Source organism: Petrotoga halophila DSM 16923, assembly GCF_002924615.1.
Genome location: NZ_JALY01000094.1, coordinates 1 through 6,031, shown reverse-complemented (window position 1 = coordinate 6,031; position 6,031 = coordinate 1). Strand labels below are relative to the sequence as shown.

The 6,031-nt window shown below is 36.3% G+C and carries 6 protein-coding genes; all 6 read left to right on the top strand.

Annotated features, from left to right (window positions below; all coding sequences use genetic code 11):
* A partial coding sequence (locus tag AA81_RS04110; RefSeq protein WP_103898294.1) for a glycoside hydrolase family 57 protein occupies positions 1-1,321 on the top strand: 1,321 nt, incomplete at its 5' end.
* Between the two features lie 38 nt (positions 1,322-1,359).
* On the top strand, positions 1,360-1,935 hold the full coding sequence (locus AA81_RS04105) for a 2-oxoacid:acceptor oxidoreductase family protein (protein ID WP_103898293.1): 576 nt from the start codon (positions 1,360-1,362) through the stop codon (positions 1,933-1,935).
* Positions 1,928-2,230, top strand: coding sequence for a 4Fe-4S binding protein (locus tag AA81_RS04100; protein ID WP_103065089.1), 303 nt, complete (start codon positions 1,928-1,930; stop codon positions 2,228-2,230). The genes AA81_RS04105 and AA81_RS04100 overlap by 8 nt, the downstream gene beginning before the upstream one ends.
* Before the next feature lie 26 nt (positions 2,231-2,256).
* Entirely contained in the window at positions 2,257-3,426 is a 1,170-nt protein-coding gene (gene porA / locus AA81_RS04095) for a pyruvate ferredoxin oxidoreductase (RefSeq protein WP_103065090.1), read from the top strand.
* A 13-nt stretch (positions 3,427-3,439) separates the two neighbouring features.
* The gene (locus AA81_RS04090) at positions 3,440-4,420 is read left to right on the top strand and encodes a thiamine pyrophosphate-dependent enzyme (RefSeq protein ID WP_169999606.1); all 981 of its coding nucleotides are present in this window, start codon (positions 3,440-3,442) and stop codon (positions 4,418-4,420) included.
* A gap of 150 nt (positions 4,421-4,570) precedes the next feature.
* Positions 4,571-6,031, top strand: a 1,461-nt coding sequence (locus AA81_RS04085; RefSeq protein WP_146050338.1) for a peptidylprolyl isomerase, incomplete at its 3' end; no start/stop codon positions are given.

Sequence of the window (6,031 nt, the reverse complement as noted above, 5' to 3'; positions counted from 1 at the left end):
AAAAGATGAAGATCCTAGGATGCACCAACTAGCCCAACATTATAGGCGAGAGCTAATAGAAGATATAAATATTTTTTCTGAAGAATATAATCAAGATATATTAAAAGCTTTCAAGGAATTTAAAGATAAAGGTTACATTGAAGTGATAACATCTAATGGAACACATGGATATCTACCTTTTTATCGGGAATATCCGGAGGCTATTAGGGCTCAAATAAAATCTGCCGTATTAACTTTCAAAAAATATTTTGGTGAGCATCCTAAAGGGATGTGGTTGGCAGAATGTGCTTATTTTAAAGGGCTTGACAAATATTTATCAGACGAAGATATACGATACTTTTTTGTGGGTACACACGGTTTTACTTATGCAGACAGTAAGCCGAGGTATGGTGTATACAGACCTATCATCACCCCAAATAAAGTTTTTGTTTTTGCCAGAGATCCTGAATCGAGTGAACAGATATGGAGTTCTGAAGTTGGTTATCCTGGCGATCCAAGATATCGAGAATTTTACAGAGATATTGGTTATGATAGAGAAGAAGATTACATTAAGCCATATATAGATCCAAGTGGAACAAGGTGTAATACCGGAATAAAATATCATCGTATTACCAATAAATCATTATCCTTGGACAAAAAAGAAATATACGATCTTAGAGAAGCCAGAAACGCTGTAAAAGAGCATGTCAGAGACTTTTTATGTAAGAAAACTTCGCAAATCAAGAAATTATCGGCAATTTTAGATGAAGAAGAACCAATAATTGTAGCTCCCTTTGATGCTGAATTATTTGGCCATTGGTGGTATGAAGGTCCAAAATTTTTGGAAGAGCTTTTTAGGCAATCTTGCGAAAGCGAATATTTAGATTTTTCTGTACCTACTGAGGTTTTACAAGCGATTAAAAAAGTTCAAGTAACTTATCCCGGCGAATCATCTTGGGGCGCGGGCGGATACCATGATGTTTGGCTTAACGGAAAAAACGATTGGATTTATAAGCATATTCACGAAATAACTGAAAGAATGATAGAAAAAGCCAATACTTTTAAGTGCCCTTCAAATTTACAAAAAAGAGTTTTAAATCAGATGATGAGAGAGATTCTTCTTGTACAAGCGAGTGATTGGCCTTTTATTATGACTACCGGAACCACAATAGAATATGCAAAAAATCGGGTTAAATGCCATATTAACAGATTTTTGGATCTGGAGAAAATGTTAGAAAAACAAGAAATTAACGATGAAAGGCTCTTATTTTATGAATGGATAGATAATATTTTTAGAAATATTGATTACACAATATTTTCGAGTGACTATAGAACAAACTAATTTATTTAAAATCATTACATGAAGGGAGGATAAGAACCTTGCCAGAAAAATACTTTGAGATAAGATGGCATGCAAGAGCAGGACAAGGAGCAAAAAGTGCTTCTCAATTTTTAACAGAAGCTGCAGAAGAAGCTGGGAAGTATTCAAGTTCATTTCCAGAATATGGAGCGGAAAGATCCGGTGCTCCAATGAAAGCTTTTAACAGGGTTGCGGATGTGCCTATAAGAATTAAAAGTAACATAGAGACCCCCGATGTGGTAGTTGTCATAGACGACACACTTTTAAATAACCCTGAAGTAACATCTGGGTTGGCTGAGGATAAATTGTTGTTGGTCAACACAACTAGAAGCATAGAAGAGGTCAGAAATTTAACGGGGTATAAAGGAAGAATCGGTGTAATACCTGCGACGAACATAGCATTGGAAGAAATAAAAAGAGGTATACCTAACACCGTTATGATAGGAGCTTTGATAAGAGCTACCGATATAGTACCTTTAGATGCTGTTAAAGAAAAAATCAAGGCTGCTTTCTCCAAAAAGTTCTCCGATGAAGTGGTAAAAGCCAATATTAGAGCACTAGAGAGAGGTTACCAGGAGGTGAAACTCAGTGAGTGAGCTGAAAGGATGGAAAGATATCCCTATTGGTGGTGTAATTGATAAACCTGCCACCGCAAGGGAGTACAAAACCGGTGAATGGAGGATTCAAAGACCAATAATAGATAGAGAAAAATGTACTAACTGTATGCAATGTTGGCTTTATTGTCCAGATATGGCCATAGGTGGTGGGCTTGATGGTAAAAAGATGAAATTGGGAGAAGTGAATCTGGACTATTGTAAAGGCTGCGGTGTTTGTGCCGCTGTATGCCCAGTTAACGCAATAGAAATGAAACCCGAATCAGAATTTATTTAAAAACAATGTGAAGGAGGTTAAAATATATGCCCGTAAAACTAACGGTTACTGGAGCTGCTGCTGTTGCACATGCTATGAGGCAGATCAATCCTGATGTGGTAGCAGCTTACCCAATAACGCCTCAAACACCGATTGTTGAATATTATGCAGGATTTGTATCAGATGGTATCGTAGATACTGTAATGGTTCCTGTAGAATCCGAGCACTCAGCAATGAGTGCAGTAGTAGGTTCGGCGGCATCTGGTGCTAGAACTATGACAGCCACTGCTGCAAATGGGTTAGCATTAATGGCAGAAATAGTATATATAGCAGCTTCTTATAGACTTCCAATAGTAATGCCTATTGTAAATAGGGCATTATCCGGACCCATTAATATACACTGTGATCATTCTGATGCCATGATGGTAAGAGATTCTGGATGGATCCAATTCTTTACTGAAAACCATCAAGAAGCCTATGATTTTACAATAATGGCTACCAAATTGGCGGAAAAAGAGAATGTATTGTTACCTGTGATGGTGAATTTAGATGGTTTCATTACTTCTCATGGAGTGGAAAGCTTCGAGATGCTAGATGACGAAGTTGTAAAAGAGTTTGTAGGAAGCTGGAATCCCAAATACTCTCTTTTAAACACAAAAAATCCTGTTACTTATGGTCCGTTGGATCTTTTTGATTATTACTTCGAGCATCATCGTCAACAAGAGGAAGCTATGAAAAATGCTTACAAAGAGCTTCCTGGAGTTTTTGAGGAATTCGAAAAGATATCTGGAAGAAGATACGATTTTCTCGATTTGTACAAAGTAGATGATGCTGATTATATAATGATTGTTATGAATTCTACTGCATCTACAGCAAAATATGTTGTAGATCAACTTAGAGAAGAAGGACAGAAAGTTGGATTGGTGAAACCTCAAGTCTTTACTCCTTTTCCTAAGAAAGAGTTTCAGCAAGTTTTAAATGGAAGAAAGGGTGTAGTTGTTTTAGATAGAGCAATGTCGTTTGGGAAAGAAGCCCCCTTGTATTCCTTAGTAAAATCTTCTTTGTATGAGGTTGCTTCTCGACCCTCTTTAGGTTCTTATGTTTATGGTTTAGGAGGAAGAGACACAACCCCTGAAATGATAAGAGAAGCTTTTGAAGATGCTCTTCAAGGTAATCTTATAGCTGATGAACAAAGATACTTGGGTTTAAGAGAATAATCGGAGGTGAATAATTGTGCCTAATATTAGAGATATAGTAGGATACGTTGAAACACATGATTGGGGTTTTACACAAGGCCATAGATTGTGTCCGGGTTGTAATGCTCCGATGGTTGCAAATTGGGCTACTTTAGCTGCAAAAAGTATGGGTTATGAACCTGTAGTGGCAGCTGCTACAGGTTGTCTGGAAGTTTCTTCCACAATATACCCATTTACTTCTTGGAATGTACCTTATATACACAACGCCTTTGAAAATGTTGCCGCAACAATATCCGGAGCAGAAGCTGCTTATAGATCCCTTCTAAACAGAGGAAAAATAAACAACGATAAGATAAAATTTATCGCATTTGCTGGTGATGGTGGCACTTACGATATAGGCTTACAAGCATTATCTGGAGCAATAGAAAGAGGACACGATTTTGTTTACATTTTGTATGATAACGAAGGATACATGAACACAGGTAACCAAAGATCTGGATCTACCCCTCCAGGTGCCGATTCAACCACTGCTCCAGTCGGTAAAGCTATATCAGGGAAGTTACAGTTGAAAAAGAGTATAGTTGATATAGTAGCCGGTCATGAAGGTGTTTATGCTGCAACGGCTGCAACGGCTGAACCTTGGGATTTCATGAGAAAAATGCAAACAGCATTAGAGTTCAAAGGGCCTTCCTTCATTGCTATGCTGGCACCATGTGTAAGATTTTGGAGAATTCCTGACGATTCAGGTCCAGAAGTAACAAAGTTAGCTATTGAAACTAAGTATTGGCCATTATGGGAATACAATATGGGTGTTTACAAAGTTACCAAGAAGCCTAAAACATTCAAACCAATAAAAGATTACGTAGCAAAATTAGGTAGATACAGCAAACTTATGAAAAGGCCAGATGCTAACGAAATACTGGAAGAACTACAAAATTATGTTGATGCTAAATGGGATAGATTGTTGGCTTTGGAGGAAATTTCTAAAGATAAACCTATTAGAACAAAAATATAGAGACTTTAAAGGGGATATTAATTTATCCCCTTTTTTAAATAATAAAAGATTAAACATTGGGTAAATTCAAAAAAATGTGGTAAAATTAAAATCAAAGTCAGTTCGTTTCGAAAGTTAGTAAAATTTCAAGAGTTTAGGAGGCATTAGTGAATGAATAATTGGTTTAAAAAGCACGAAAGACTGATCACTATAATAGTTATAGCAGGTTTTTTAGCAGGTATAGTTTGGTGGTCTGTGGCAACTTATGTATCATCTCGGACCCCTGTGACCACTTCACAAAATGGAAACACCCTGAGGAAAGAAGACTCTGTTTTAGTTATCACTAAAGAAGGCATAGAATTGGATTATCCTTATTGGATTATGAAGAGTGAAGTAGATAACATAACTCAACAGCAAGCGCAGATCTATCAACAGTATTACGGTCAACAGTTGGATCCGGTTTTTGATTATTTAACGCTTGATAATCAAGTGGTAGATTTACTTTTTGACGAAAAAATTGTAAGATATTATGCTGAACAAAACGATCTTTTGCCTTCCGATGAAGAAGTGAATAATCAGATAAATGCATTGGTTGATCAGTATATATCTCAGTACAAATCTGATGAATCAAATTGGAATAATATGCTTCAGTACTACGGTAGTGAACAAAATATTCGAAACATCTTAATTTCGGGTTTACAACAAACAGTGGAGACCGATTTGATAAATACTGCAGTTAAAGACGCAGTGGCACCAACTTCCAGAGAAGATGCTTTAGCTTATATCGAACAAAACTTCGAAAGTATAAAGAATGATTATGAAGAAGTTAGAGTACAGCATATACTTTTTTCAGATGAGGCAACCGCCAATAGCATCAAGGAAAAGATTGAAACAGGTGAGATAACTTTTGAAGATGCCGCTTCTTTGTATTCAAAGGATACTTCTAATGCTACTAATTCTGGAGAGATTGGATGGATAAAACACGGGCAGTATGAAAAAAGTTTTGAAGATGCAGCATTTAATGGACAAGTTGGTGAAATTATTGGACCTGTACAAACGTCGGAGGGTTTCCATTTGATAAGAGTACTTGATAGGAAAATATTTGAAAAACCCGAAGATATATTTTTGTATGATGATGTATATGCTGAAGTAGAAAGCACAGTTCAAGGTCAAAAGTATGATAATTGGTTGTCTAATTATAAAGAAAGTGAAAACTTTGGAAGGAATTATTACGATACAAAATTGATGTATATGTACGAGTTAACGAAAGCGGGTACAGATGTAGAAAGATTAGAAGAATTAGCGAAAGAATTAGAAAGTATTGTGTTCGAAGGTAATGAAATTTCAATGGAAGTTGATTCGGATTATTTAGCTGTATATACGATGGTTGTAAGCCAGCTAATGGGGTTATATAATGAGCAAACTACTTCCATAAATCAATATCTTAGCTTATCTGAATTTGTGGATCCAGCTATTGTTTCACTAGGTTTGGATGCTATAAATAACAAACTCGAAGAATTGAACGCTCAATCAACTACGGATGAAAGTACTTCTTTATCGAGTGAAATATCGAAATATCAAGATGCTAAAAGTTATTTAAGTTCCAAAGAATCCCTTGAGGCTTTGGGAGTA